Here is a 26,218-nt window from a genome sequence, read left to right as displayed (position 1 = left end):
GCCGTGGAAGAATTACTGCGCCTCGTTCATGTCATCGGCGCCACCGTCCTGTTCGGCACAGGCGCCGGCATCGCCTTTTTCATGGTCATGGCGCATCGCACCCGGGATCCGGCAATCATTGCGCACGTAGGTGGCACGGTCGTAGTCGCCGACACCGTTTTCACCGCAACCGCTGTCATTCTCCAACCCATCACCGGCGCATGGCTGGCGCACGATCTCGGTTGGTCTCTTTGGGAAGGCTGGATCGTCCTGTCGCTCATGCTCTATGTCATTACCGGCCTGTTCTGGCTGCCGGTAGTGTACATACAAGTCGTAATGCGCAATCTGGCGCGGACGGCGGCCTCAAACGGCGCAGTACTGCCCGCTCGCTATTTCCAACTCTACCGAATCTGGTTTGCCTGCGGTTTTCCGGCGTTTTTCAGCGTTCTGGCCATCTTCTGGCTCATGCTGACCAAGCCGGCGATTCAGTTGTTTTGACGGCTATTTCACCATCGGCCAGAGCGTCAGCACCAAAAGCACGCCCATGGCAATGTTGAACCATTTGAGACGCACCGGGTCGGACAGGAAGCCGCGCAGCGCCGTGCCGAAACCTGCCCAGGACGAGACGCTGGGCAGGTTCACCAGCGCGAATGCCGCCGCAACAATCCATATGGATAGAAAAGGCCGGTCGGGATTGGTGTAGATCGCCATCGCCGAAAGGGCCATCACCCAGGCCTTGGGATTGACCCACTGGAATGCGGCTGCCTCGAGGAAAGTCATCGGCACGGCACCCGCCTCACCTTCCTTTCCGAGTGTCCGCGTCGTCGCGATGCGCCATGCGAGATAGAGCAGATAGGCCGAGCCAAGAACCTTGAGGATCAGATGCAGGGCGGGAACGGCCGTGAACACCGCGCCAAGGCCGAAGCCGACGGCAAGGAGCATCACGAAGAAGCCGATGCCGACGCCGAGCATATGCGGGATGGTGCGGATGAAGCCAAAATTCACGCCCGATGCCAGCAGCATCAGATTGTTGGGGCCGGGCGTGATCGAGGTGACGAAAGCATAGCCGAGCAGCGCCAGGAAAACCTCAGTCGACATTGGCCCCTCCTGATTTATGGCAGTTATATTGACCCATTCCCGCGCCTGCAAAATTTCTGCCGGGACGGGTTTCGGGACAACGAAATCAGTTGCTGCGGCGAGGGCCGGCGTCTGCCATAGACGGAGAGCTACATGCCCTGTGGGCCGCGATTCATCGCGGCGACGCCCGTACGGCAGATTTCCACAAGGCCGAGCGGCTTCATGATGGCGATGAACTGGTCGATCTTCGTGCTCTTGCCGGTCAGTTCGAAGATGAAATGCTCGGTGTTGGCGTCGATCACCTTGGCGCGGAACGCATCCGCCAGCCTCAGCGCCTCGACCCGCGCGTCGCCCGTACCGGAAACCTTGATCAGCGCAAGCTCCCGCTCCAGCGGCGCGCCGATGTCGAGTTCCTCCGCCCGCACCGTCAGGTCGACGACCCGATGCACCGGCACGATCCGTTCGAGCTGGTTCTTGATCTGCTCCAGCACATGCGCCGTGCCACTGGTCACGATGGTGATGCGCGAAAGATGCTGCTCGTGCTCCGTCTCGGAGACGGTCAGGCTCTCGATATTGTAGCCGCGCCCGGAGAAAAGGCCGATGACGCGGGCGAGAACGCCCGGCTCGTTGTCCACCAGCACCGACAGCGTGTGCTTTTCCGGCCTCTGCGTTTCCTTGGCGATGAAATAGGCGGAGCCGGTCGGCTGTAGATGGGCGTTCATGTTTTTCTTTCCGGTGAATGCAGGGTCGGTACTCGGACCGGAAGCGCGTCGGCCAACCGGTTCGCAAATCGTCTGAAAGTGGTGTCGAAGGTCAGGAATTCATCGGACTTATCTGCCATGAAAAGATGCATCGCATCGGCAAAATCCAAGCCTTGCCTGTGCGCGTCAACCGCCGCCAGCACGACATTCTCATCCTGCACAAGGACATTCTCCAGGTTAAGGACAGCGGTGAAAGCCTCACAAATGGCATCTCGTTTGACTTTGTAGATCGAGCGAAGAACCCACTCGCATTCCAGAATGACGCTCGACGATATCTCCAGCGCTTCATGCCGGAAAACGTCGTGCGCGATCGGCACTTCTTCCGATCCGTCATCAAGCAGGAAGCGAACGAGGATATTCGTATCAATTGCCTTTGGCATTCCACCGCCGCCGGAAATCCTCTTCAACCAATCGGTTCATGTCTTCGATAGCGACAGGCGGGCCATCGTATTTCAACATTCCCGCGACATCGTCCACAGTGTAGACCCGACCGCCTTGCGGCCTTCTCTTTCTCGGTTTGAGCACGATGGCATCCCCGGCGGTCTCTATATCGACTTCCGAGCCCGCGCCGAGTCCGTATGCGTCCCTTATGGCTTTGGGCAGCACCAGTTGGCCCTTACTCGAGATTTTCGCTCGCGCATTCATCACATCGCTCCAGGTAAGACGAAGTAAGATAATATACGTCTTACCGTATCTTACTTCAATCTTGCCGCTACACCAGTTCCCTGCCCTTGGCGTCAATGGCGTTGGCGACCGCCTCGTCCGTCGCCTCGTCGGGCAGCAGCATTTCGTTATGCGCCTTGCCGGACGGAATCATCGGGAAGCAGTTGGCGAGGTTCGCCACGCGGCAGTCGAACAGCACGGGCTTCTTCACGTCGATCATCTCCGTGATCGCGTCGTCGAGATCGCCCGGCTTCTCGCAGCGTATGCCGTGCGCGCCAAAAGCCTGCGCCATCAGCACGAAGTCCGGCATCGCCTCGGTATAGGAGTGCGACAGGCGGTTGCCGTGCAGAAGCTGCTGCCACTGGCGCACCATGCCCATATACTGGTTGTTGAGGATGAAGATCTTGATCGGCGCGTTGTACTGAACGGCGCAGCTCATCTCCTGCATGGTCATCTGCACCGATGCGTCGCCGGCAATGTCGATGACCAGCGCGTCCGGATGCGCGACCTGCACGCCGAGCGCGGCCGGCAGGCCGTAGCCCATCGTACCCAGACCGCCTGAGGTCATCCAGCGGTTCGGCTGCTCGAAATGGAAATGCTGCGCGGCCCACATCTGGTGCTGGCCCACTTCGGTGGTGATGTAGGTGTCGCGTCCCTTGGTCAGTTCGTAGAGCCGCTGGATGGCATATTGCGGCATGATGACGTCGCTGCTGTTCTTGTAGGCGAAGGAATCGCGCGCCCGCCATTTTGCGATCTGCTCCCACCAGGGATAGAGCGTCTTCTTGTCGTGCTTCGCGCCGGCGCGCCACAGCCGCACCAGATCCTCCAGAACCCGGCCGACATCCCCCAGAATGCCGATGTCGGCATGCACGTTCTTGTTGATCGAGGACGGGTCGATATCGATGTGGATCTTCTTCGACCCCGGCGAGAACGCATTGATGCGGCCGGTGATGCGATCGTCGAAGCGGGCGCCGATGCACAGCATCACGTCGCAGTCGTGCATCGCCATATTGGCTTCGTAGGAGCCGTGCATGCCCAGCATGCCAAGCCAGTTCTTGCCGCTCGCCGGATAGGCGCCAAGCCCCATCAACGTGGACGTGATCGGGAAGCCGGTCAACTCGACCAGTTCGCGCAGCAGCGCGCTCGCTTCCGGACCGGAGTTCACGACGCCGCCGCCCGAATAGATGACCGGCTTCTTCGCGCCCGTCATCAGTGCGACTGCGGCCTTGATCTTTTCGAGATCGCCCTGGACCTTCGGCTGGTAGCTGGTGCGCGGCGCGGTCTGCGGCGAGACGTAGGTGCCCCTGGCGAACTGGACATCCTTGGGAATATCGACCACGACCGGACCCGGCCGACCGGTCGTCGCGACGTGAAAGGCCTCGTGGATGGTGGCCGCCAGCTCGTTGACGTCCTTCACCAGCCAGTTGTGCTTGGTGCAGGGCCGCGTGATGCCGACCGTGTCGCATTCCTGGAAGGCATCCGAGCCGATCAGCGTCGTCGGAACCTGGCCGGTGAGGCACACGAGCGGGATGGAATCCATCAGCGCGTCCTGCAGCGCCGTCACGGCGTTGGTCGCACCCGGTCCGGACGTCACCAGCAGCACGCCGGCCTTGCCGGTCGAGCGCGCATAGCCCTCGGCGGCATGGCCCGCCCCCTGCTCATGGCGCACGAGGATATGCTGGACCTCGTCCTGCTGGAACAGTTCGTCATAGATCGGAAGGACCGCGCCGCCCGGATAGCCGAAGATATGCTTGACGCCGTTGTCCTTCAGCGCCTGCACCACCATTTCGGCGCCGGTCATCTCGTTGCGCTCGGTCTTTGCCTCGGTCATGGGTTTGTTCCGTCTGTTTCCGCCGTGGGGCTTCTGTTCGAATAGTCGCGTCGAAAGCAATAAAAAAGGCCCCCGAGGGAGCCTGTCGTCTTAGCGCATGGGTGGATTTCGCCCGGCGGTCACCCCGCCTTGCCCATGCGCCGTCCTACTACGAGAATGAGGGTCTTCTTCATGGGCGCGGACAATAAGAGCGGACCGTCCCGAAAGTCAACGCCCTATTTCATCCCGGATAGCGCGGGAGCTCCTTCCAGAAGATCAGCGTCCCGGTGAGGCCGCCATGCGGTTTCAGCGCGAAGTTGGGGATCTCTCCGGTGAGATTATAGCCGAGCTTTCGGTATAGGCCGGCCGCGCCCTCCTCCGTCGCCGTGTCGAGCACAATATGCGACTTGCCGCGCGCAGCGGCGATCGTCTCCGCGCAATCCATCAGCGAGCGGGCGATGCCTCGCCCGCGATGGCTCACCCGCGTCATCATCTTGGCGATCTCGGCGCGATGCGGCTGGTTGGGCGAAAAGTCGAGCAGCAACGTCACCGTGCCAACCAGAAGGTCCCCCTCCCACGCACCGAGCACGACACGCTCCCCGTATGCCGCCGAGGCCAGCGATTTTTCCCAGAACGCCTGAGCATCCTCCATCGACAATGGGTGCATGAAGCTGACCGAACCGCCGAATGCGACGGTCTCGACGAGCAGATCGCAAAGTTGGCGGCGATTCGCTTTTGTATCCTCTACCGGCCCTATCTCGATACGGATCTTCAAGCCTGCCGGCATCTCAGCGCCTCACCAGTGCGACCAGATAGATTGCCCGCTGCGGTCCGGGCGTCACGAAGGCGCAATCATTGGGCGGCCCGAGTTCGAGACAGTCTCCGGGGTGCATTTCATGGACGACCGAACCTTCATGGAAATCGAGCCTGCCTTCGATCAGCCAGATCATGTGACGAACGAACGTGTAGGAGGCGGCGGGAAAGCCGACCTGCTGTCCCGCTGGCATGTCCACGCGGATGAGTTCCAGCAGCCCGTCCGATTGAGGCGAAACGTGTCTGCGGACATAGCCTGTCGCCGGATCGCGCCATTCCTGCTGATCCGCGGCGCGCAGAAGATTGCCGCCTGCCTGTTCCGAGCGGGCGATGAGCGCAGACAGCGTCAGGTCGAACGCGGCCGCGATGCGCACGAGCAGCGCCGCGGTCGGACTGGTTTCGTTGCGCTCGATGGCGCTCAGCATCGCCTTGGAGACGCCGGACCGCTGTGCAAGTTCGCTCAGCGACCACGCGCGGGCGGTTCGTTCCAGGCGGATGCGTCGCGCGATTGCCTTGCCGCTTTCGTCTTCTTCATTGGCCATTCGTCCAGTATACTGAACGATAGAGCAAGATCAATCCACCCGGAAATCTAATTTGTTCGTTTCCCGGACAAATTATTGACCTGTGTCGCTTTGACGGATGACGAGCGCGGACGTTCGCGCCATAGTAGGCTTGGCGTCCGTCGGGAGAGGCGGACATCATGCCGTGTCGTTGTGCTGGGAGGAACCGTATGCTCGACAAAGCTCCGAACAAGAAACTGGGCGATCTGCTGGAAAAATTCGGCGGCGCGCTGACGGCCGGCGATGTCGACGCCGCGGTCGGTTTCTTTGAGGATGAGTGCTTCTGGCGCGATCTCGTCGCCTTCACCTGGAACATCAAGACCGTCGAGGGCCGGGATGCCGTCCGCGACATGCTGAAGAGCCAGCTCTCCAGGACCGGGCCTTCGGGCTGGAAACTGTCGGAGACGGACGACGCGACGGAGATCGACGGCGTGCTCGAGGGCTGGTTCACCTTCGAGACCAACGTCGCCCGCTGCCGGGGCCATATCCGCGCCCGCAACGGCCGTATCTGGACCATCCTGACGGCGATGGACGAGTTGAAGGGCTATGAGGAGCCGGCCGGAGTGCGCCGCCCGAACGGCCATCCGGAAGTCGCGCCGGACAAGCCGAGCGGAATAAGCTGGACGGAGAAGCGGGAGGAGGAAGCCAGGGAGCTGGGCTACAGCCGGCAGCCCTACGTGGTCATCATCGGCGGCGGTCAGGGCGCGCTCGCTCTCGGCGCCCGTCTCAGGCAACTGGACGTGCCGACCATCATCGTCGAGAAGAACCCTCGTGCCGGCGATAGCTGGCGCGTTCGCTACAAGTCGCTCTGCCTGCATGATCCGGTCTGGTACGATCACATGCCCTACATCCCCTTCCCCGCCAACTGGCCGGTCTATTCGCCCAAGGACAAGATCGGCGACTGGCTGGAGATGTACGCCAAGGTGATGGAGCTGAATTTCTGGGGCTCCACGCTCTGCAAGAGCGCCAAATACGACGAGAAGACCAGGGAATGGACCGTCGTGGTCGAGCGCGAGGGCAAGGAGATCGTGCTGCGGCCGAAGCAGCTCGTCTTCGCCACGGGCCAGGCAAGCCGTGCGATCATCCCGAACTTCCCGGGCCGCGACAAGTTCAAGGGCATCCAGCAGCATTCCTCGCAGCATCCGGGGCCGGACGCCTATGTCGACAAGAAGACGGTTGTGATCGGCTCCAACACCTCCGCCCATGACATCTGCGGCGCGCTCGCGGAACTTGGCGCGGATGTCACGATGGTGCAGCGCTCCCCGACCCTCGTCGTGAAGATCGAGACGCTGCACGACATAGCCACGGGGATCGGCTACTCCGAGCGCGCCCTTGCGGCCGGCATCGATGCCGAGAAAGCCGACTATATGGGCGCAAGCATGCCTTACAAGTTGATGGGCGAGAGCCAGAAGCCCCTCTACGAACAGATGCGCGAGCGGGACGCCGAGTTCTACAGGCAGCTTACCGGTGCCGGCTTCGTCATCGACTGGGGCGACGACGAGACTGGCCTGTTCATGAAATACATGCGCCGCGGCGCGGGCTACTACATCGACATCGGCGGCAGCCAGCTCATCATCGACGGCAAGATCAAGCATAAATACGGCCAGGTCGATCACCTGACGGAGAACTCGGTGGTTCTCGACGACGGCACCGAGCTTCCGGCGGACCTCGTGGTCTACGCCACCGGCTTCGGTTCGATGAACGGCTGGGTTGCCGACATCATCGACCAGGAGACGGCGGACAAGGTGGGCCGCGTCTGGGGCCTCGGCTCGGGAACCAAGAACGATCCCGGCCCGTGGGAAGGCGAGCCGCGCAACATGTGGAAGCCGACCCGGCAGGAGGCCCTGTGGTTCCATGGCGGCAACCTGCACCAGTCACGGCACAATTCGCTGTTTCTGGCGCTGCAGCTCAAGGCGCGCCTGGAAGGCATTCCGACGCCGGTCTACGGGCTGCAGGAGGTCTATCATAAGTCCTGACGCCGTCATCCAGCCTGTGGCGCGAAATGAAAAGTTTCGCGCCACAACTTAATCGGCTCTCAACCATACCGTCTCACGCGACCTTAACTGCGAACGGCTAACATCCACTGACCGATCACAGGTGGATGGGCATGTATTCCGAGCGCAGCGCAGGCGATACCATATCGCAGGAAAGACGCGATTTCGATCAGCCGGATCACCGGATTCTGGGGCACCTGGTTCAGTGCGACGGCGCCCGCGCCATTGTCAGCGCCAACATAGAACCATCTGACGACGGCTCTCCGGAGATGAACAGTCACTGGACCGTCGGCAGAATGATTTCCATCAATCTGCACGCGGCGCGAACCGTCGGCATCATCTACGAGATCAGGAAGCCCGATCTGCACTGGGGCGCGGGGTCTGGCGGCATCATAGAAATTGCCGTCGAGCTTGTCGGCGAGGTCAAGGATAATCCGGCCACCGGGAAGCCCGTCTTCGACCGTGGCATCACCGTTTACCCATTTGTGGGCGCGGTCGCGCACCGCATTCGCGCGCGCGATCTGGCCGCGATCTACGATCTTGGAGGACGTGCCGGCGTTTCCATCGGCACGCTCGCACAGGACGAGGAGATCGCGGCGCACATCGCCATCGACGATACGCTGAACCGTCACTTCGCCGTCGTCGGGACGACCGGCGTCGGCAAGTCGACCGCCGTATCGCTGCTGGTGCGCAAGGCCGTCGAGGCAAGGCCCGACCTGCGCGTCCTGATGCTCGATCCGCACAACGAGTTCGCCGGTGCGTTGCCGGATCTTTCCGTCCGTGTCGATACGGCGAGCCTCGACCTGCCCTTCTGGATGTTCCGGCTGGAGGAATTCTCCGAGGTGATCTTCCGCGGCCGGGAGATCGAGGTCGACGAGATCGATCTGTTGCGTGACTTCATCCCGCAGGCGAAGCATTTGTTCCGCAATCCCGGCGGCGGTGCCTATATTCGCCGCGCGGCAGACGCGCTCACCGCCGATACGCCGGTGCCGTACAGGGTCGCCGATCTTCTCAAGCTTATCGACGATCGCATGGGACAGCTCGATGCCAAGGACGAGCGGCCGGCCCTCAAGGCGCTGCGAACCCGCATCGAGGCGCTCGTCAACGACCCGCGCTATCGCTTCATGTTCAGTTCGCGCATGATCGACGACAACATCCACCGGGCGATCGGTCACATCTTCCGCGTCCCGCACGAGGGCAGGCCGATCACCTGCTTCGAGATGGCGGGCCTGCCTTCGGAAGTCGTCAACGCGGTCTGCTCCGTGCTCGCCCGCCTCGCATTCGACCTCGCGCTGTGGAGCGACGGCAAGCTGAAGCTGCTGCTTCTGTGCGAGGAGGCACACCGCTATCTGCCGTCCGATCCGCGCCTCGGCTTCGCGCCGACCCGCCACGCGCTGGCGAGGATCGCCAAGGAAGGCCGCAAATACGGCTGCTATCTCGGCGTCGTCACGCAGCGGCCCGGCGAGCTCGATCCGACGATCCTGTCCCAGTGCTCGACCGTCTTCACCATGCGGCTCGCCAACGAGGTGGACCAGGCGATCATCAAGTCGGCCATTTCGGACTCGTCCGCATCGACGCTGGCCTTCCTTTCCTCGATGGGACAGCGCGAAGCGATCGTCTTCGGCGAAGGCGTGGCGACGACCATGCGCCTGAAGTTCGAACGTCTCGATCTTTCGCGCATTCCCGGACGCAAGGAACAGCAAAGCGATACCCACGGCGTTACCGACGGCAACATCGACCTTGCCGGCATCGTCAACCGTCTGCGCAACGTCCAGAGCCCACAGACACAGCAGGCGTCGGCAACGCCCTCCGGCGTCTCGACCAGCACGCTCAGACAGGCTGGCGAGCCCGATTTCCGCAAGCCCGTCCAGACGGCCTCGACGGACATCGAGGCCAATTTCGGCTTCGCCGCGAATTCTGGCGGGCGTTTCGGCAACCGCTTCCGTCAGGATTGATCGAAGCCATGATCGCTTCGAAGGCATCCGAAAGAGGACGAGCGCTGCTACGCGCAGACGCGGTTGCGACCGAGCCGCTTCGCCTCATAGAGCATCTTGTCAGCCCGCTCGACGAGCTTTTCAGCTGTCTCGCGCCGGTCCCATATGGCAAGGCCGACGCTCGTCGTGATCGCCAGGCGCACATTGCCCGAGGTGATCGGCAGCGCCGAGATTGCGCGGCGGATACGCTCGGCGAGCTTCTGCAGTAGTTCTCCGTCGATATTGGGCACGATGACGGCGAACTCCTCGCCGCCCAGCCGTGCGACCACATCGTGATAGCGCGTGAGTTCCTTCAGGCATCTGGCCACCGATTTCAGGACCTCGTCGCCGATATTATGCCCGTGCGTGTCGTTGATCTGCTTGAAGTGGTCGAGATCGAGGATCATCAGCCCGATCGGCTTGTCGATGCGCTTGAACTCGGCAAGGTACTCCTTCAGCGCGTCGTCGAAATAGCGCCTGTTCTGGATGCCGGTCAGCCCGTCTGTCAGCGCAGCCTGCTCCAGCGTCAGCGATTTGGCGCTGAGCGACGCCGTCATGCGCCTCAGCTTGCCTTCCTCGGTCGCCTGCCTGCGGATCAGCGGATATATGAAGAAGACGCCGAAGAACATGGCCGTGACCAGCAGAACGCCCGTCGCGAACAGAAGCTTGCGAAGATATTCGAAATCGCCCGCATGCACATCGGCCACGTCCGGCGCCAGACCGGAGTTGATGACGCTGAAGGCATGGAAGGTCACCACGCCAGCCGCAAGGATGACGCCGATGATGACGAAGAAGGCGGATTCCGATTTGTGGAAACTCATGGTCTCGCCGGACAGCCTGTACAGTCCGACTTATCTCATTGAGCCTCTTATGGAGTCTTAACGCACAATTTAAGATTGCGATGGCGCGGCGTCATCACGCAGGGTTGACGTGGGTCCACGCCGCGCCGAGTTGATGCCGGAACCAGGTCGCCTGACGCTTGGCGTACTGGCGTGTCGCGATCTTGGCGCGCTCAACCGCTTCCTCGAGCGTCAACGTGCCGGCGATCGCCGCGCCGAACTCCCGCACGCCGATCGCCTTCATCGCGGGCTTCGCATCGTCCAGCCCGCGTGCGAGAAGATTCCGCACCTCTTCGATCGCTCCGTCCTCGACCATCTGCTCCAGCCGCCTGTCGATCCGCTCGACCAGAAGGCTGCGTGGTATGTCGAGCACGCCGGCTCTCGCCGTTGCGAGATCGACCAGAGGCTCGTTGCGCATGGCCTGCCATTCGAGGATCGAGCGGCCTGATGCGTCGAGCACTTCCAGCGCGCGAACGACCCGCTGGCTGTCGGTCCTGCCGATCCGGAGCGCCGCCTGCGGATCGCGGCGAAGCAGGATGCCGTGCAGTTCAGCGACGCCGTCCTCCAGCAGATGATAGCGCCAGCGCTCGCGCACCGATTCCGGGATGGCGGGCATCTCCGAAAGCCCTTCGGTCAGCGCGCGGAAATAGAGGCCGGTTCCCCCGACGAAGATCGGCCGCCTGCCTTCCAGCCTTTCTTCGTCGAAAAGCGTCTTCACTTCACGCAGCCATGCGCCCGTGGAATAGTCGGCCGCCGGATCGACATGGCCATAGAGATGATGCGGAGCGCGGGCCAGATCCTCGTCGGAAGGACTTGCGGTCAGCAGGCGAAGCCCGGAATAGACCTGCATCGAATCGGCGTTGATAACCGCACCGTTGAACTTGACGGCGAGATCGAGCGCCATTGCCGACTTGCCGCTCGCGGTCGGCCCCGCTATCAGGAGCGCATTCTTCACGCGCCCAGGCGCCGGCCCCGCAGAACCCTCCATGTCGTTTGTCGCCACCCTGATTTCCGCTCCGAAAGACCGCGCGCTGACGCCCGCTCTCGCGGATATGGGCTCTCGCGCCATCGGCGCAAGGTCCATCGACTGGCTGGCTGACAATCTCGCCTGCGATCTGCTGCTTCCGGCCGGTGCGGATGGCCGCGAAGCGGAGGCCGCGCTGCGGCAGGCGCTCGCCGGCGAACCCGTCGACATAGCCGTGCAGCAGGCGGACAGCCGTCGCAAGCGCCTGCTGATTGCCGACATGGATTCGACCATGATCGATCAGGAGTGCATCGACGAACTGGCCGACGAGGTCGGGCTCCGCGAGCATGTCGCCGAGATCACCCGTCGCTCAATGAACGGCGAGATACCTTTCGAAAGCGCCCTGCGCGAGCGCGTCGCCTTGCTCGCGGGGCTTGAGACTGCGGTCGTCGATCTCATCGTGGAGAACCGGCTGACGCTGGCCGCGGGCGGCAGGGAGCTCATCGCCACCATGCGCGCCAACGGTGCCTGGACGGCGCTCGTCTCGGGCGGTTTCGACCTCTTCACAAGCCGCATCGGCGGCAAGTTGGGCTTCGACGAACACCGCGCCAACGTGCTTGAGGAAGCCGGGGGCAAGCTGCTCGGCCGGGTGATCGAGCCCATCCTCGGCCGTGAAGCCAAGGCGGAAGCCCTGAACGAGATTTCGGCGCGGCTCGGACTCACCCCTCAGGATGCGATTGCCGTCGGCGACGGCGCGAACGATCTCGACATGATCCGGCTGGCGGGCACCGGCGTCGCGCTTCATGCCAAGCCGATCGTGGCGGCCCAGGCGCGCGTCCGCATCGACCATGGCGACCTGAGCGCCCTGCTCTATCTCCAGGGCTATCGGGAACCGGATTTCGTCACATGAAACCGATGCGCACGGAGCGGCTGATCCTGCGCAATTGGGAGGATCGCGACCGCGATCTGTTCTTCCGCATCAATTCCGACGATACCGTCATGGAGTTTTTCCCGTTCCGGCGGAATCGCGCGGAAGCGGATGCCTTCATGGATCGTCTCCGCGACGACATCGCCAGCCGCGGCTACGGCTTCGCTCCGGCTGAAATCGCATCGACGGGCCAGGCCATCGGTTTTGTCGGCATCATGAAGACGGATCTCGCGCCCTTCATTCCGCATGGAACGCTGGAGATCGGCTGGCGTCTGGCGCCCGAATTCTGGGGCAAAGGCTACGTCACCGAAGCGAGTCGTGCGTGGCTGGACTTCGCTTTCGATGAATTGGGCGCGCCGGAAGTGACCTCCTTCGCGGTGTGGAACAATGAGCGCTCGCTGGCGGTCATGCGGCGCCTCGGCATGCGCAACGATCCCGCCGAGGATTTCGACCACCCGCGCATTCCCGACACGCATCCGCAATTCCGCCGGCACGCTCTCTACCGGATCGGGCGAAACGAGTGGAAGGAAAGAAAAAAGGCGGCCCGATAGCCGCCTTCAGATATCCCATCGGGGGTCAGTCCATCCGGATCGTCACGAACCTCAACTCGCCTGTTTTCGACGCCAGCATCAGCAGCGCGTTCTTGCGGCCCTGATCCTTCAGGCTCTTGATCCGATCGAGCACGTCCTTCGGCGTCTTCACCGATTCCTGCGCGATCTCCGTGATCACGTCGCCGGCAACGATGCCACGCTCCGCCGCGAGCGAATTCGGTGTCACTTCACTGACAAGCACGCCCGAGACGTCCGCTGCGATGCCGAATTTCTTGCGCGCCTCGTCGTTCAGTTCGCCGATCGTCATGCCGAGCACCGAGGCCGTAGCGACCGGCGCCTGCTCGTCGCCGCTGCCCCCGCTGCCATTCTCGTCCTGGGCCAGCTTCTCGCCGTCTTCGAGGCGTCCGAGCGTCACCTTCACCGTCTGCTCCACGCCCTTGCGGACGATCACGACATCGACCGCCTTGCCGACGGGGCTTTCCGCCACGACGCGCGGCAGATCGCGCATTTCCTTCACATCCTTGCCGTCGAACTTCCTGATGACGTCGCCGGGCTGGATGGTGCCGTCGTCGACCGGTCCGCCCTTGATGACGCCGGCCACCAGCGCGCCGTTCGAATCCTTCATGCCGAGGCTTTCGGCGATATCGTCGGTAACCGGCTGGATGCGCACGCCGAGCCAGCCGCGCCGCGTCTCGCCGAACTCGGCAAGCTGCTGCACGACGCCTGTCGCCAGCGCCGAGGGAATGGAGAAGCCGATGCCGATCGAGCCGCCGGACGGCGAGATGATGGCCGTGTTGATGCCGACGACCTCGCCGTTCATGTTGAACAGCGGCCCGCCCGAATTGCCGCGATTGATGGCCGCGTCGGTCTGGATGAAGTCGTCATACGGACCGGAATTGATGTCGCGGTTGCGCGCCGAGACGATGCCGACCGTGACCGTGCCGCCAAGGCCGAACGGATTGCCGATCGCCATCACCCAGTCGCCGATCCTGAGCTTGCTGGAATCGCCGAACTTCACCGCCTTGAGCGGCTTGAGCTTGGGGTCGACCTTCAGCACGGCGATATCGGTCTTGGTGTCGGTGCCGACCAGTTCGGCCTTCAGCTTCGCACCGTCGGCAAAATTGATCTCGATCTCGTCGGCGTCGGCGATCACATGGTTGTTGGTGACGATGATCCCCTTCTCGGCATCGATGACGAAGCCCGAGCCGAGCGACTGCACCTTTCTGTCGCCGCCGCCTCCGCCCTCGCCCTGACGGTCCTTGAAGAAATCATCGAAGAAATCCTGGAAGGGCGATCCCTCGGGCAGTTGCGGCATCGGCACGGCATCCTGCGACTCGGTGCCCTTCACATTCTGCGTCGTCGAGATGTTGACGACCGAATCGAGCAGGCCTTCGGCAAGGTCGGCGACCGATTCAGGACCGTTCGCCGCAGCGGGCGCGACGAAGCCCGGAAGCCCGGCCGTCGCGAGCATTGCGGCTGCCGTGACGCCGACCAGCGAACTGCGCATCTTGGCAAGGATAGTAGAACTCATCACTCGGGGCTCCATGGATCTCCGCAAAGCGCGACGGACGCGCTCCTCATTCTGTCAGCGCAAAATAGGGCCTGTTTGCGGCCCCCGGCCACCGAAATCGCATAAAACCTGCGTTATCCGCGCACAAGCCAGACCACCGCCACGCCGGCGGCGATGACAAGCATCCCGATGGTGCGCAACGTGTTCTCCGGCATGTCGATGACATCCGCGGCGAGCCTTTTCGCCAGCCGCGGAAAACCGCCATAGACAAGACCCTCGAACACCATCACCAGCCCGACGGCGGCGAGGAAATCGCTCATCTTCGGGCCGGCTTCACTGAGCCGGCGCTGCGGGCGTCGTCGAACCGGTAGCCCCCGATGCGGGAGGCGCTGCCGTGCCGCCGTTCGGAATGCTGCCGTCGGGGCTGCGGAAGAAGCGGAAGAACTCCGAATCCGGCGTCAGAACCATGGTCGTGCCGGCGCCGTCGAGAGCCTGACCATAGGCGCTCATCGAGCGATAGAACTCGAAGAACTGCGGATCGCGCTGGAAGGCCTCCGCGAAGATGCTATTGCGTTCCGCGTCGCCCTCGCCTCGCGCGATTTCCGAATCGCGCTGCGCCTCGGCGACGATCTCCACCACCTCGCGGTCGGCGCGGGCGCGGATGCGCTGCGCCGCCTCGCGGCCGCGCGCCCGCAGGCGCTCGGCCTCGGCGAGGCGCTCAGCCTTCATGCGGTCGTAGGTCTGCTGGGAGACCTCTGCGGTCAGGTCGGTGCGGCGAATGCGGACGTCCTCGACTTCGAGACCGAGCGAGGTGGCGTCGGGCCGAAGCTGGTCCCGCACCTCGCGCATCATCGCCGCGCGCTCTTCTGACAGCGCTGCCTCGAATCCGCGTACGCCGTAGACCCGGCGTAGCGCCGCGTCGAGACGGGTGCGCAAGCGCTGCTCGGCCAGATCGACGCTGCCCGAAACCGTGGCGCGGAAGACGCGCGGATTGTTGATGCGGTAGGCGACGAAAGCGTCCACCTCGTAGAACTTGCCGCCGGCGACCTGCACGCGGATGTCGTCCAGATCGAACCGCATGACGCGGTCCTCGATGATCTGCACATTGTCGGCCTCGAACATGCCGAACGGCGCCTTGAAGTAGATGCCCGGATCGCTCTTGACGTCGACGATCTCGCCGAAACGAAGCACGATCGCCTGCTCACGCTCGTTGACGACGAACACAGACGAATAGACCAGGAAGAGAATGACGGCGACGATGACGCCGATGACGGGAAGACGGTTGGTCATCAGTTGCTTCCTCCCGTCTGCGCGCGCTTCTGCAGTTCAGGCAGCGGCAGATACGGCACCACCCCCTGCCCGTTGCCCTGCTCCACGATCACCTTGTTCGAATCGCGCAGCACCCTTTCCATCATTTCCAGATAGAGGCGCTGGCGCGTCACATCCGGCGCCTTGGCATATTCGTCGTAGACCGAGATGAAGCGCTGCGCTTCACCCTGCGCCTCCTGTACCACCCGGTTCTTGTAGGCGGCCGATTCTTCGCGGATCTGCGCTGCCTGACCGCGGGCCTGGCCGAGCTTCTGGTTGGAGTACTGATTGGACTCCTCGACAAACCGGTCTTCGTCCTGTTCGGCGCGCTGCACCTCGTCGAACGCGTCGGCGACTTCGCGCGGCGGCGCCGCATCCTCGATGGAAATGGCGTTGACGCCGAGGCCTGCGCCGTACTGGTCGAGCGTCGTCTGGATGATGCCCCGCACGTCGTCGGCGATGCCCTGCCGGTCGTCGCGGAAAATGTCCTGCGCCGGACGCCGGCCCACCGATTCACGCATGGCGCTCTCCGCAACCTGACGGACCATCTCGTCGGGATCGGAGACGTTGAAAAGATAGGAGACGGGATCGGACACCTGATAGGCGACCGAGAATTTCACGTCGACGATGTTCTGGTCGCCGGAAAGCATCAGGCCGGTGGACGTATTGCCACGCGTCTCGCCGATATTGATGAGTTTTTCGGCCGTGTTCGCCTTCTCGACCGTCTCGATCGGCCACCAGTGGAAATGCAGGCCCGGCTGCGAAAGCTCCTGCTTCGGCTTGCCGAAACGGAGTTCGACCGCGATTTCGTCCGGCTGCACGGTATAGACCGACTGGAAAATCCAGAAGGCGACGATGGCAAGGCCGATCAGACCGAAAAGCGCGGGACTGCCGGCGCCGCCTGCCGACGAACCGCCGCCGCCCGGCAATACGCGTTTCAGCCTGTCCTGGCCGCTCCTGATGATGTCTTCCAGACCGGGCGGCGTGCCCTGTGGTCCTCTGGGGGGGCGTGGCCCCTGTCCCCATGGGCCTTGGCCGTTGCCGCCGCCGCCCCATGGGCCGCCGCCACCACCGCCGCTCTGATTGTTCCAGGGCATAAATGTCCTTTCGGATTCAACTCCCGCCCGCCTTTTCGGCGAGCCCGCCACTTCCCTCTATAGGGAGGCACGGCACCGCTTTCAACGCGCCCGCGCCGCGGCAAGCTCATTTGCCGCGTCGAACCGGCTCATACAAGTGCATTTCAGCGCGACAAACCGCGCCTTTTGTAGATAACGTGCCGCGTCGGATGGGTATCGCGCTCGCCCGCCGGAACGGCCTCGGACGAGGTCGCCTCCCAGAGATCGCCATCGATCGCTGGAAATCTGGTATCGCCGTCGACTTCGGCAAGAACATGCGTGACGTGAATCTCGTCAGCCAGATCGAGCGCCTGCGCATAGATTTCCCCGCCGCCGATCACGCAGATTTCATCCACACTGCTCATGCAGCGGCCACGGACACGTGCGAGCGACAGCGCCTCATCCAGCGAATGCACGACCTCGGCGCCCTCGGCCCGAAATGCCTTGTCACGCGTCACAACGAAGTTGAGCCTGCCCGGAAGCGGACGCTTGGGGAAGGTCTCCCAGGTCTTTCGCCCCATGACGACCGGCTTGCCCATCGTTTCGGCCTTGAAGCGCTTCAGGTCGGTGGAGAGCCGCCACGGCAGTCCGCCGTCGCGACCGATCACGCCATTGGCCGCGATGGCGACGTGGATCACGATCTTCAAGGACGGCACCTCATCTATTTCGCAGGCCTCTTCGCTTTCGCGTCGAAGGCCCGCGACGCCCCTTCGAGTTTGCGCGCAGGCGCCTTGGCCGCCATCGGCTCGACTTCGTCCCAGCCCTTCAGGATCAGGATCTCGATATCGCGTTGGGGATAGAAGTCGGTCTGACGTGTCTCGAAAGTCGCGGGGCCGGTCTTCTTCACGCCGGCGGCGCAGAAGCTGACGAGGTTCTTCGGATCGCCCTTGTCGACCGTCAGCCTGAAATCGCCGATATTGCCGAGCGCCCAGTTGCCGCCGGTGGTCAGCACATAGTCGATGCGCCATTCCATCAGCCGCGGATAACCATCGGGCGATTCCGCGGCGGCCTTCTTCACCGCGCGCTCGAACGCGCCGTCGATGCAGTATTTCTGCTTGTAGACGGCATAATTCTCGTTGAAGCCGCCCTCGGTGAAGAAGTTGAGCCCGGCGGTGCCGCCGACGCTCGGCTTGTAGTCATGCGAGACGCGAACGTCCTCCCCCGCTAGGAACGTCGCGTTCCACCAATAGGTCGACTTCAGCGACCAGAGCGGCGTGCGCACGTTCTTCCAGCCCGATCCGTCGTCATAGCTGTCGATGAAGATCAGCCCGCGATCGATCCAGTCGTTCGCGGTCTTCTGTGGCAGCTTCTCCAACGCGGCCAGCACTGGTTCGGCGAACGGATTCACCGGCACGTTGTTCGCAGCCAGAAGATCGGTGACGTCGACCTCCACCGCGAACGCGCGCTGTTCGAGTTGCGGACTTACCGCCTTGCCGCCCACGCTCACCTTGAAACCGAGGAAATTGTCCGACGTGTCGTCGGGCAATGCCGGCATCGAGTAAGGGTTCGCCTCGATCAGCGGCATCGGAAAGGCCACGATGGCGTTTACGTCCTTGTCGGTCACGTTCCTGAAAACATAGTCGACCGTCACCCTGTCCATGGAGATGAACAGGTCCTCTTTCGCCATGGAGATCGCGTCGGTACGCGACAGGATCAGGCCGCCTGTCCCGAGTTCGGCGATGGAATCGTTGGCGAACGCCGGCGCTGACGCAAGAACGCCGCAGGCCATCAACAGACGTCCGATCATATGCTCACCTCCGCCGCATATCCCGTCATGCAGGCAATATCGCCGCAGACGCAAGACCCGCAGGCATGAAGGATCGACTTTGCGGCGGTTTCTTGAACGCCGGCCTACACCGCGATCGGCGCCCTGATGGTCGCGTCGGCGACGTAGTTCCCCAGACGGAAATCCTCGTAGCGGAAAGCGAAGAGATCGGTGACGGCCGAATTGATCCACATCGTCGGCAGCGGCTTCGGCGTGCGCGTCAATTGCTCGCGCGCCTGCTCGAAATGGTTTGCGTAGAGATGCGCGTCGCCGAGCGTATGGATGAACTCGCCGGGCCGGTATCCCGTCACCTGCGCCACCATCATCGTCAGCAGCGCGTAGGAGGCGATGTTGAACGGCACGCCGAGGAAGATATCGGCCGAGCGCTGGTAGAGCTGGCACGACAGCCGGCCCTCCGAGACGTAGAACTGGAACAGGCAATGGCAGGGCGGCAGCGCCATCTGGTCGACTTCCGCCGGGTTCCACGCCGAGACGATCAGCCGGCGTGAATGAGGATTCTTGCGTATCTGTATGAGAAGATTCGCGATCTGGTCGATCTCGCCGCCATCTTCCTTCGGCCAGGAACGCCACTGCTTGCCATAGACCGGCCCGAGTTCGCCCTTCTCGTCGGCCCATTCGTCCCAGATCGTGACGCCGTGGTCGTTGAGGTACTTGATGTTGGTGTCGCCTGCGAGGAACCATAAGAGTTCGTGGATGATCGACTTCAGGTGCAGCTTCTTCGTCGTCAGCACCGGAAAGCCGTCCGCGAGGTCGAACCGCATCTGGTAGCCGAATACGCCGCGTGTGCCCGTCCCCGTCCGGTCCGGCCGGTCGGAGCCGTTTTCGAGCACATGGCGGAGCAGGTCGAGATACTGGCGCATGGGGTCCGTCGATTCGCTATCCACCAGATATAGACGTTGGCGCGCGTCTTCCTAGCCTTCGCCACTGTGGATAGCGGGTGTGGAGGAATGATGAATGTCGGCGCATCCATCTCGCTCTTTTCATACGCGCCGCCAGCCCCTATATTAGCCGCGTCAGCTTGCCTGACTATGGCGATAAACGGCCGATGAAATAAGCCATTCGGACCCGGGGGCGGTACCCGGCGCCTCCACCACAAGCCGCCGTCGCGTCAAAAGACGAAAACGACGGCTTCTGATGGGGGCGAAATAGGATCGACGAGGGTGTAAAGATCGGACTTTTGCCCGGCATTGTACCACCGTTATCGGGCTAACCTTATAGTTGCCAACGACAACTATGCTGAGGCACGTCTCGCTGCTTAATGCGGCGCGATAGTCTCAAATCAAGCCCTAGGGGTTAGCACCTCTAGGCGGGGTCCGGAGGCACCTGGCAACAGAAGCCTCCACTTCTCCCCCGAATAATTGATTGCATTTTCTGATAGCATCTTTTATATGCTTGCATGAACAGCAAGCAGCGAAAGACCCTTGCCGCGATTTTCCGGGACCCGGTCTCCGGGACCATCGATTGGGCTGACATCGAGAGCCTGCTTGTCTCCATCGGCTGCAACATGATCGAGGGCAACGGATCGCGTGTCCGCTTTGAGAAGGGCGGCGAGATCGAAAGTTTTCATCGCCCGCATCCGGACAAGGAAGCCAAGAGATACCAGGTGCGTGCCGCACGCGACTTCCTGACGAGGATAGGAGAAGCACCATGAAGGCGATGGTCTACAAGGGATATGCCGCCCGGGTCGAATTCGACCCGGAGGATCTGATCTTTTTCGGTCGCGTCGCCGGCATTCGCGACGGCGTGAGTTTCCATTCCGACAATGTCGAGGGATTGATCGCGGCCTTCCATGAAGCCGTCGACGATTATCTCGAGACCTGCCGGAAGATAGGGAAGAGCCCCCAGAAGCCCTATTCCGGCAATCTGATGCTACGCGTGAAGCCGGAAACCCATGCCAGTGCATCGATAGCCGCCGAGCTTGCCGGCAAGAGCCTGAACGAATGGAGTGAGGAAGTGCTTTCCCGGGCGGCCGAGGACGCGCGTGCCACCCAGTGAGTTGATGAACAAGCCATGACAAACACCTTCTTCGTCCTCACCGGCGGCCCCGGCGCCGGCAAGACGACTGTCCTCGACCTGCTCCGGGACGAGGGTCATTCCGGCACGGTGGAAGCCGGCCGCGCCGTTATCCGGCAGCAGTCCGCCATCGACGGCCCTGCCCTGCCGTGGAAGGACCCGGCGATCTTTGCCGATCACATGCTGACATGGGAGATGCGCTCGCACGATCTCGCCCGAGAGAATGGCGGCGTGACCTTCTTTGACCGTGGCGTGCCGGACGTGATCGGCTATCTGCGCCTGTCCGGCCTGCCCGTCCCGATCCATGTCGAGCGGGCAGCGGAACGCTACCGCTACAATCGCCGCGTCTTCGTCTTTCCACCGTGGGAGAAGATCTACCGGCCCGACGAGGAGCGTCATCAGGATTTCGCCGAGGCCGAACGCACCTTCGAATTCGTCCGCGACGCTTATCGGGATGTCGACTACCAGTGTATCGAGGTGCCGATGCTGACGCCCGACGAACGCAAGCGCTTCATCCTCGAACAGATCCGCGCCTGAACGACGAAGCGCTGCCGATCGTCCAACAAGCAAATTTTCGTGCGCATGCGCCGATCGTGACGCAGTGCACTATCTTCAGTTTACCTCGCCAAGAAGCTTGGCTAGACGTAAAGTGTGAGTCCCGAAGCAGGCGCCGCACAAATATGGCCGAAGACCATCTGCGATACGACATTCTGGTACAGGAAGCGCTGCGCGGCGTGATGCGCAAGGTGCTTACCGAAGTGTCGCGCACCGGTCTGCCGGGCAATCACCATTTCTTCATCACCTTCCTGACCGGTGCGCCCGGCGTGCGCGTGTCGAGCCGCCTGCGCGAGCGCTATCCCGAGCAGATGACCATCGTGCTCCAGTTCCAGTATTGGGATCTGAAGGTGACTGAGACCGGTTTCGAGGTCGGGCTGTCCTTCTCGGACGTGCCGGAAAAGCTGGAAATTCCTTTCTCGGCCGTCCGCGGCTTCTACGATCCCTCGACGAACTTCGAGCTTGAATTCGACGCGCGCGCCGACGAGTCGCTGGCCGCTACGCCCATCGAGGCTCCGGTGAAGCTGGAAGCCGTGCAGAAGACGCCGGCGCAGTCGAAGGCCGAGCCGAAAAAGGAAGGCGCGGAAACCGCAGCCGACAAGACTGACGGCAAAAGCGCCGACGTCGTTTCGCTCGACGCTTTCCGCAAGAAGTAGCGATGGCGGAGATCGTCAACCTCCGCATGGTCCGCAAGCAAAAGGCGCGGGCCGACCGCGAGAAGGTTGCTGCCGGGAATCGCGCGCTTCATGGACGCACCAGGGCGGAACGGCTTGCCGAACGCGCGACGTCGGAACGAGCGTCGGCACTGCTCGACGGCCATCGCCTTGAGCGGACGAAAGACGCGCCGGACGACACCCGTTGAGCCGGGTCGTCAAGCGTTCCGTCACGATCCGCGGTCACCGCACCAGTTTTTCGCTCGAACAGCCCTTCTTCGACGATCTGGCGGCCATAGCGCGTCGACGTGGCGTCGCCCTCGCGGCGCTGATCGCCGAGATCGACGATACGCGGCCGCGCGACACGAATCTTTCCTCCGCCATCAGGCTGTTCGTGCTGGAATGGGCAAAGTCGGGCGGCGCGACAGAGAACTGACCAAGCGCTACGCCGGTCTCGTCCCACTCTCCGTCAATTCCCGAAAATCCCGTCGAGCAGGCCGCCCAACGGCCCCTTCCTCGGCTGCGTGGCCGGGCTCGTGTCGAACGCATCGCGGTCGATCGACAGCGGTGGTGGCTCTGGCTGCGGCGGCTGGTCGCGCGATTGCTGCGCCGCGCGAGCTGCGGCTTGCGCCTTCTTTCGTTCGGCCGCCTGGGCATCCCGCCGCGCCTTTTCCTCCGCTGCCTTCTTCGCCTCGGCCTCGGTCGCCAGCCGCGCTTCCTCGTCGGCGCGCGCTTTCGCCTCTTCCTCCGCCTTGCGCTTTGCTTCCTCTTCGGCCTGAATGCGCGCGGCCTCCTCGGCCTTGCGGCGCACATCCTCTTCGGCCCGCCGTTTTTCCTCCGCGAGCCGCTCCCGCGCCATCTGGAGCGCCGCATAATAGCGCACCTCGCGCCGGAGCATCTGCTTCTCCAGAAGCTCGGATTGCATCGCCTCGACGCGCGCCTGTTCCTTTTCCAGCGCACGCTGCGTCAGGAACTGCGCCAGAGGACCGGTGTCGAACGTCACGGAAACATCGCCGGGCGCGCCCGATGCGATGAAGCCCACGGCGGGCTCGGAACCGACCAGCGCCTCGTCGCCCGGCGCATAGGCGATGGTGCCGGTGGCGGCGAGCTTCCCGTCATTCAGGTCGGCGCGCACTTCAGCCGACAGCGTAGCCGACGGAGTGGAGGCGGTAACCGGCGGCGCCCGCAGCACACCCCCCGCAACGGTGAAGGCCACGTCGATATTGCCTGCGGCGAACTCGCCCTGCCCGGCCAGCCCGGGCGCGAAGGCGGCCGTCTTCGCCGCATCCACGTCGCGGCCGATCCTGTCGGCCTCCGCGATGAAGGCGGGAAACGCATCAGGATTGATGCCGGGGATGACCACGTCACGCAACGTGGCAGTGCCCGAACCGGAAAGCGCGGCCACGATGCCCTCGATCGTCTTGCCGCTGGCGGAGAGCGCCGTCGAGAAATCGCCGCGTCCGCTGAGCCCGATGCCCGGCACGATCTGCGAGACATCGGCGTTCGTCAGGCGCAATTGCGCGGTGAGGAGGCCGCTTCCGTCGTTGTTCTTCAGCTCGAACAGCCCGCTCACCTTTCCGCCGGCCAGTTCGCCGGTAAGGTCACTGACGCGCAGGCCGTCCGTATCGAGCCGCAGAGAGGCCTGCGCATCGCTGGCCGTCGCGATCGGCCCGGCCGCGAGGCTTCCGGCGTTGAGGTCGAGATCGGCCGTGAACGGCGCCAGCGACTTCTGCTGGAACGGGGTCGTCGCCCAGCCGGAATCGGCGCTCTCGAGCGTATCGTCGCCGAGGATCAGCCGCGCCAATGGATAGAGGTCTATCTCGTCCAGCGCCATCTGTCCGGAGAGATGCGGCACGCCCTCCTTCAATTCGAGATTGACGTCGCCCGCCACCGCGCCGTCCGCGACGGTGCCCTCGAGCCCGGAGAGCACCAGCAACCCGCCGGCGTAGTCGGCGTCGGCGGTGAGGTCGACGCCGGTTCCCGTCCCCATGCCGGGAAGCCCGAAGCCGGCGGTCATCAGCCATGGCTCGATGTCGGAAGCGTTGACCGCCGCCTTGCCTTTCGCCGCAATGCCCTGTTCGGCCGAAGAAAGAGTTCCCTCGAAGCCGGCCGTCGCGCGATCGCCGCTGAACTTGACCGTGGCCGCCAGCCCCTTGGCCCAGGAGCCGGACGCGGTGATGTCCGTCTCGCCCGCGCCGACAAGGTCGATCGGCAGCGTCCTGACGCCGTAGAGCGCCAGCAGCGACGCCGCATCGGCGTTCTTGCCGCCGAACGACATGACGATCTCGGCCTCCGGATCGCCGATGGCGCCGAGATAGCTTCCCGAAAACTCCGTGCCGCCCGTCACGCCTTTGGCGTTCAGCGAATATATGCGCTTGCCGTCGTCGCCGGCCGTGGCATCCGCCACGACATCGATCTCGGTGTCGGCAAACAGGCCGGCGCGCGCCGCGCTCCGTTCGCGCAGCGCGGCAACGATTGGCTGATCAGGAAAGCGCTGGGCCAGAGCCTCGATCAGCGGCTCGAGATCCACGGCCACGATGGACGCGTCGATGGTGCCGCCCGCATGCGTGGCAAGGTCCCGCAGGCTGCCGGTCGCCGTCATCGTCGCTCCGGCGAGCCCCCCGACCGTCAGCCGGTCCACCTCGATCGTCCCCTCGCGCAGCCGCACGGCCGTATCCAGCGATTCCGCCTGCAGGCCGGCAATGGCGACAGGCCCCGCCTTGATTGCGAGATCGAGATCGGTGCCGCTGAAACGATTGCCGCCCTGTTCGCTGACGAACAGCGAAGCGAAGGCCGACAGTCCGTCGAAATCGACCGCGCCGCCGTCGAGTTGGACGAGCAGGGTCGGCCGGGCGTCCGCCGGGCGGCGGCTGTCCACCTCGCCGCGGAACTTCGCAGCCCCGAGTTGCAGTTCGAGATTGCCGAAATGCTGCCGGCGCGGGCTCAGGTCCACATCGGCGCTGAACCCGGCGGCGGGCAGCCGTCTTATCGCCTCGTCCACATCCTTGGAGAGCCAGGCCATGAAGCCGGACGGCTGGGCCACGGCGAGAAGCAGATTGCCCTTGAAGCCGAGCTCGCCGGCAGTCGCGAGCGTGCCATTTGCCTCGACGGTCGCGCGGCCCGGCAGCACCGCCGCCAGCGACTTGATGTTCCAGCCGTCGCCTTGCGGCTCCGCCGAAACCCTGACGTCGCGGATCATCGTGTCGCCGGCCACGATCGCCGGCAGGTTCACCTCGACCGTGCCGGGTATGGTGGGCTGGGGCAATCCCGTCAGCATCGCCTGCAGATCGGCCAGCCGCCGGTCGAGCGTCTGGCCGGGCGTCGCCTGCTGCGTGGTCTCGTCGAAGCGCAGTTGCGCGCCGTCGGCCACGATAGAGAAGCGGGGTTCCGCGCCAAAGTCGATGGCAGCCTTGCCGTCCGCGACATAGGGGTCGTTCAGCGGGCCGCTCTCGAAACGGAACTCGTCGATGGAAAGCCGGTGGCTGTCGAAAGTGAACTTGCCCCCCAGCCGGTTGGGCGGCACGACCTGCCGGTCGGCCTTGGCGGCTGCCCCGTTTTTCTTCGCGCCCCGCAGTTCCTGCGTCACGTCCTCCTTGGCGTCGACCCTGAACGTGCCGGCATAGGTCGCCGCGCCGTTCTCCATCCGTACGTCGCCGTCCGCCTCGATGACGATCGGATAGAGCGCCGGATTGGTCAGCAGCTTGAGCCGCATCGAGCCATCGTCGGCGGGCGCGCCGGTGGAGATCGAAAGCGCCGCCTGCCTTCCGTCCGCGCGCAGGCTGCCCTCGGCGCGCCACGGCCCGAGCAAGGACCGCGCGGAAGCGTCCATGTTGATCTCGCTCAGCACGTGATCGCGCCCGCTGCCTGCGTGGTGGATGGTCACAAGCCCCTCGCTGATCGTCAGCTTTTCGAGGGAGATCCTCGACGCCGCGATCGGTGAGGACGGGCGCATTGCCCAGTCGATGGTCCCGTCCGCGCCGACCGAAACCGTCGCCTTCGGCCGCACGACGCGCATGTCGAAGATACGGAACTCGCCGCTCATGAACGGCGCCAGCTCGGCGTCCATGGAGAACTCTTCGGCCGTCATCGCCGGCTCGCTGTCACCCGCCCCGACGACCACGTCGGTGAAGGTCACTGACGGAAACGGCAGGATGCGCGCCGAGGCATCGCCCTGCACCTTTACCGGAAGCCCGAGAATGCCGCTCGCTTCTCGCTCGAAATCGGCCCTGTAGTTCGTCCAGTCGATGAAGTACGGCGCCACCAGTGCCGCGGTCAGCACCAGCACGAAAAGGCCACCGATCAGGACGAAAAGACGGGCGAGCATCGCTCCACGGGGTTCAGGAATCTTTTCCGCAGCATAGCTGCA

General features: G+C 63.5%; 28 protein-coding genes and 1 other RNA gene. 12 read left to right on the top strand and 17 right to left on the bottom strand.

Annotation, left to right across the window (positions count from 1 at the left end):
- The first annotated feature begins 3 nt into the window (after positions 1–3).
- Positions 4–477, top strand: a complete 474-nt coding sequence (locus tag M9955_24280; protein MCO5084764.1) for a DUF2269 domain-containing protein — start codon at positions 4–6, stop codon at positions 475–477.
- A 3-nt stretch (positions 478–480) separates the two neighbouring features.
- On the opposite strand, the gene M9955_24275 is transcribed toward M9955_24280, so the two are convergent.
- The 7 genes from M9955_24275 to M9955_24245 all read right to left on the bottom strand — a co-directional run bounded on the left by M9955_24275 (position 481) and on the right by M9955_24245 (position 5,645).
- Entirely contained in the window at positions 481–1,077 is a 597-nt protein-coding gene (locus M9955_24275; protein MCO5084763.1) for a LysE family translocator, read from the bottom strand.
- 128 nt (positions 1,078–1,205) lie between these two features.
- Entirely contained in the window at positions 1,206–1,778 is a 573-nt protein-coding gene (gene ilvN / locus M9955_24270; protein ID MCO5084762.1) for an acetolactate synthase small subunit, read from the bottom strand.
- Positions 1,775–2,197: a type II toxin-antitoxin system VapC family toxin gene (locus M9955_24265; GenBank protein MCO5084761.1), complete on the bottom strand. Its 423-nt coding sequence runs from the start codon at positions 2,195–2,197 to the stop codon at positions 1,775–1,777. Before M9955_24265 ends, ilvN begins: the two co-directional genes overlap by 4 nt.
- Positions 2,181–2,462, bottom strand: coding sequence for an AbrB/MazE/SpoVT family DNA-binding domain-containing protein (locus tag M9955_24260; protein ID MCO5084760.1), 282 nt, complete (start codon positions 2,460–2,462; stop codon positions 2,181–2,183). Before M9955_24260 ends, M9955_24265 begins: the two co-directional genes overlap by 17 nt.
- Positions 2,463–2,529: 67 nt before the next feature.
- Positions 2,530–4,281 carry an acetolactate synthase 3 large subunit gene (locus M9955_24255; protein ID MCO5084759.1) on the bottom strand — a complete coding sequence of 584 codons (1,752 nt, stop codon included), beginning with the start codon at positions 4,279–4,281 and terminating at the stop codon, positions 2,530–2,532.
- A gap of 250 nt (positions 4,282–4,531) precedes the next feature.
- Positions 4,532–5,077, bottom strand: coding sequence for a GNAT family N-acetyltransferase (locus M9955_24250; GenBank protein ID MCO5084758.1), 546 nt, complete (start codon positions 5,075–5,077; stop codon positions 4,532–4,534).
- A gap of 1 nt (position 5,078) precedes the next feature.
- On the bottom strand, positions 5,079–5,645 hold the full coding sequence (locus M9955_24245; protein ID MCO5084757.1) for an XRE family transcriptional regulator: 567 nt from the start codon (positions 5,643–5,645) through the stop codon (positions 5,079–5,081).
- 188 nt (positions 5,646–5,833) lie between these two features.
- On the opposite strand from M9955_24245, the gene M9955_24240 reads away from it, so the two are divergent.
- Positions 5,834–7,639, top strand: coding sequence for an NAD(P)/FAD-dependent oxidoreductase (locus M9955_24240; protein MCO5084756.1), 1,806 nt, complete (start codon positions 5,834–5,836; stop codon positions 7,637–7,639).
- 131 nt (positions 7,640–7,770) lie between these two features.
- A complete protein-coding gene (locus M9955_24235; GenBank protein MCO5084755.1) occupies positions 7,771–9,612 on the top strand; it encodes an ATP-binding protein in 1,842 nt (613 codons plus the stop codon).
- 47 nt (positions 9,613–9,659) lie between these two features.
- Here M9955_24235 and M9955_24230 read toward each other — a convergent pair whose 3' ends face one another.
- Positions 9,660–10,451: a GGDEF domain-containing protein gene (locus tag M9955_24230; GenBank protein ID MCO5084754.1), complete on the bottom strand. Its 792-nt coding sequence runs from the start codon at positions 10,449–10,451 to the stop codon at positions 9,660–9,662.
- Positions 10,452–10,545: 94 nt separating this feature from the next.
- Positions 10,546–11,457: a tRNA (adenosine(37)-N6)-dimethylallyltransferase MiaA gene (gene miaA, locus M9955_24225; GenBank protein MCO5084753.1), complete on the bottom strand. Its 912-nt coding sequence runs from the start codon at positions 11,455–11,457 to the stop codon at positions 10,546–10,548.
- Here miaA and serB point away from each other — a divergent pair.
- Complete coding sequence (serB, locus tag M9955_24220; GenBank protein ID MCO5084752.1) at positions 11,456–12,343, top strand: phosphoserine phosphatase SerB; 888 nt, start codon at positions 11,456–11,458, stop codon at positions 12,341–12,343. The genes miaA and serB overlap by 2 nt on opposite strands.
- Positions 12,340–12,912: a GNAT family N-acetyltransferase gene (locus M9955_24215; GenBank protein MCO5084751.1), complete on the top strand. Its 573-nt coding sequence runs from the start codon at positions 12,340–12,342 to the stop codon at positions 12,910–12,912. The genes serB and M9955_24215 overlap by 4 nt, the downstream gene beginning before the upstream one ends.
- Before the next feature lie 25 nt (positions 12,913–12,937).
- On the opposite strand, the gene M9955_24210 is transcribed toward M9955_24215, so the two are convergent.
- The 7 genes from M9955_24210 to M9955_24180 all read right to left on the bottom strand — a co-directional run bounded on the left by M9955_24210 (position 12,938) and on the right by M9955_24180 (position 19,491).
- The gene (locus M9955_24210) at positions 12,938–14,443 is read right to left on the bottom strand and encodes a DegQ family serine endoprotease (GenBank protein ID MCO5084750.1); all 1,506 of its coding nucleotides are present in this window, start codon (positions 14,441–14,443) and stop codon (positions 12,938–12,940) included.
- A gap of 113 nt (positions 14,444–14,556) precedes the next feature.
- Positions 14,557–14,742, bottom strand: coding sequence for a DUF2065 domain-containing protein (locus M9955_24205; protein MCO5084749.1), 186 nt, complete (start codon positions 14,740–14,742; stop codon positions 14,557–14,559).
- Positions 14,743–14,755: 13 nt separating this feature from the next.
- On the bottom strand, positions 14,756–15,712 hold the full coding sequence (locus tag M9955_24200) for a protease modulator HflC (GenBank protein ID MCO5084748.1): 957 nt from the start codon (positions 15,710–15,712) through the stop codon (positions 14,756–14,758).
- A complete protein-coding gene (gene hflK / locus M9955_24195) occupies positions 15,712–16,827 on the bottom strand; it encodes an FtsH protease activity modulator HflK (GenBank protein ID MCO5084747.1) in 1,116 nt (371 codons plus the stop codon). Before hflK ends, M9955_24200 begins: the two co-directional genes overlap by 1 nt.
- Before the next feature lie 143 nt (positions 16,828–16,970).
- Entirely contained in the window at positions 16,971–17,492 is a 522-nt protein-coding gene (locus M9955_24190) for a dihydrofolate reductase (protein ID MCO5084746.1), read from the bottom strand.
- Positions 17,493–17,506: 14 nt separating this feature from the next.
- Positions 17,507–18,592: a DUF4424 domain-containing protein gene (locus tag M9955_24185; GenBank protein MCO5084745.1), complete on the bottom strand. Its 1,086-nt coding sequence runs from the start codon at positions 18,590–18,592 to the stop codon at positions 17,507–17,509.
- 104 nt (positions 18,593–18,696) lie between these two features.
- The gene (locus tag M9955_24180; GenBank protein MCO5084744.1) at positions 18,697–19,491 is read right to left on the bottom strand and encodes a thymidylate synthase; all 795 of its coding nucleotides are present in this window, start codon (positions 19,489–19,491) and stop codon (positions 18,697–18,699) included.
- 113 nt (positions 19,492–19,604) lie between these two features.
- Here M9955_24180 and ssrA point away from each other — a divergent pair.
- The 7 genes from ssrA to M9955_24145 all read left to right on the top strand — a co-directional run bounded on the left by ssrA (position 19,605) and on the right by M9955_24145 (position 22,288).
- Positions 19,605–19,975, top strand: a transfer-messenger RNA (tmRNA) gene (ssrA, locus tag M9955_24175).
- Between the two features lie 52 nt (positions 19,976–20,027).
- Complete coding sequence (locus M9955_24170) at positions 20,028–20,282, top strand: type II toxin-antitoxin system HicA family toxin (GenBank protein ID MCO5084743.1); 255 nt, start codon at positions 20,028–20,030, stop codon at positions 20,280–20,282.
- Entirely contained in the window at positions 20,279–20,626 is a 348-nt protein-coding gene (locus M9955_24165) for a type II toxin-antitoxin system HicB family antitoxin (GenBank protein MCO5084742.1), read from the top strand. The genes M9955_24170 and M9955_24165 overlap by 4 nt, the downstream gene beginning before the upstream one ends.
- 15 nt (positions 20,627–20,641) lie before the next feature.
- Positions 20,642–21,181, top strand: coding sequence for an AAA family ATPase (locus tag M9955_24160; GenBank protein MCO5084741.1), 540 nt, complete (start codon positions 20,642–20,644; stop codon positions 21,179–21,181).
- A gap of 143 nt (positions 21,182–21,324) precedes the next feature.
- Positions 21,325–21,855 (top strand): SspB family protein, encoded by a 531-nt coding sequence (locus M9955_24155; GenBank protein ID MCO5084740.1) that lies wholly within the window; start codon positions 21,325–21,327, stop codon positions 21,853–21,855.
- 2 nt (positions 21,856–21,857) lie between these two features.
- Positions 21,858–22,061 (top strand): DUF4169 family protein, encoded by a 204-nt coding sequence (locus M9955_24150; protein MCO5084739.1) that lies wholly within the window; start codon positions 21,858–21,860, stop codon positions 22,059–22,061.
- Positions 22,058–22,288, top strand: coding sequence for a ribbon-helix-helix domain-containing protein (locus tag M9955_24145; protein MCO5084738.1), 231 nt, complete (start codon positions 22,058–22,060; stop codon positions 22,286–22,288). The genes M9955_24150 and M9955_24145 overlap by 4 nt, the downstream gene beginning before the upstream one ends.
- Before the next feature lie 33 nt (positions 22,289–22,321).
- Here the strand turns inward: M9955_24145 and M9955_24140 are convergent, their stop codons facing one another.
- Complete coding sequence (locus tag M9955_24140; GenBank protein ID MCO5084737.1) at positions 22,322–26,176, bottom strand: AsmA family protein; 3,855 nt, start codon at positions 26,174–26,176, stop codon at positions 22,322–22,324.
- Positions 26,177–26,218 lie beyond the last annotated feature (42 nt).

Source organism: Rhizobiaceae bacterium (assembly GCA_023953845.1).
In the GTDB taxonomy this organism is placed as follows: domain Bacteria; phylum Pseudomonadota; class Alphaproteobacteria; order Rhizobiales; family Rhizobiaceae; genus Arvimicrobium.
This window is presented reverse-complemented; position numbering and strand designations above follow the sequence as displayed.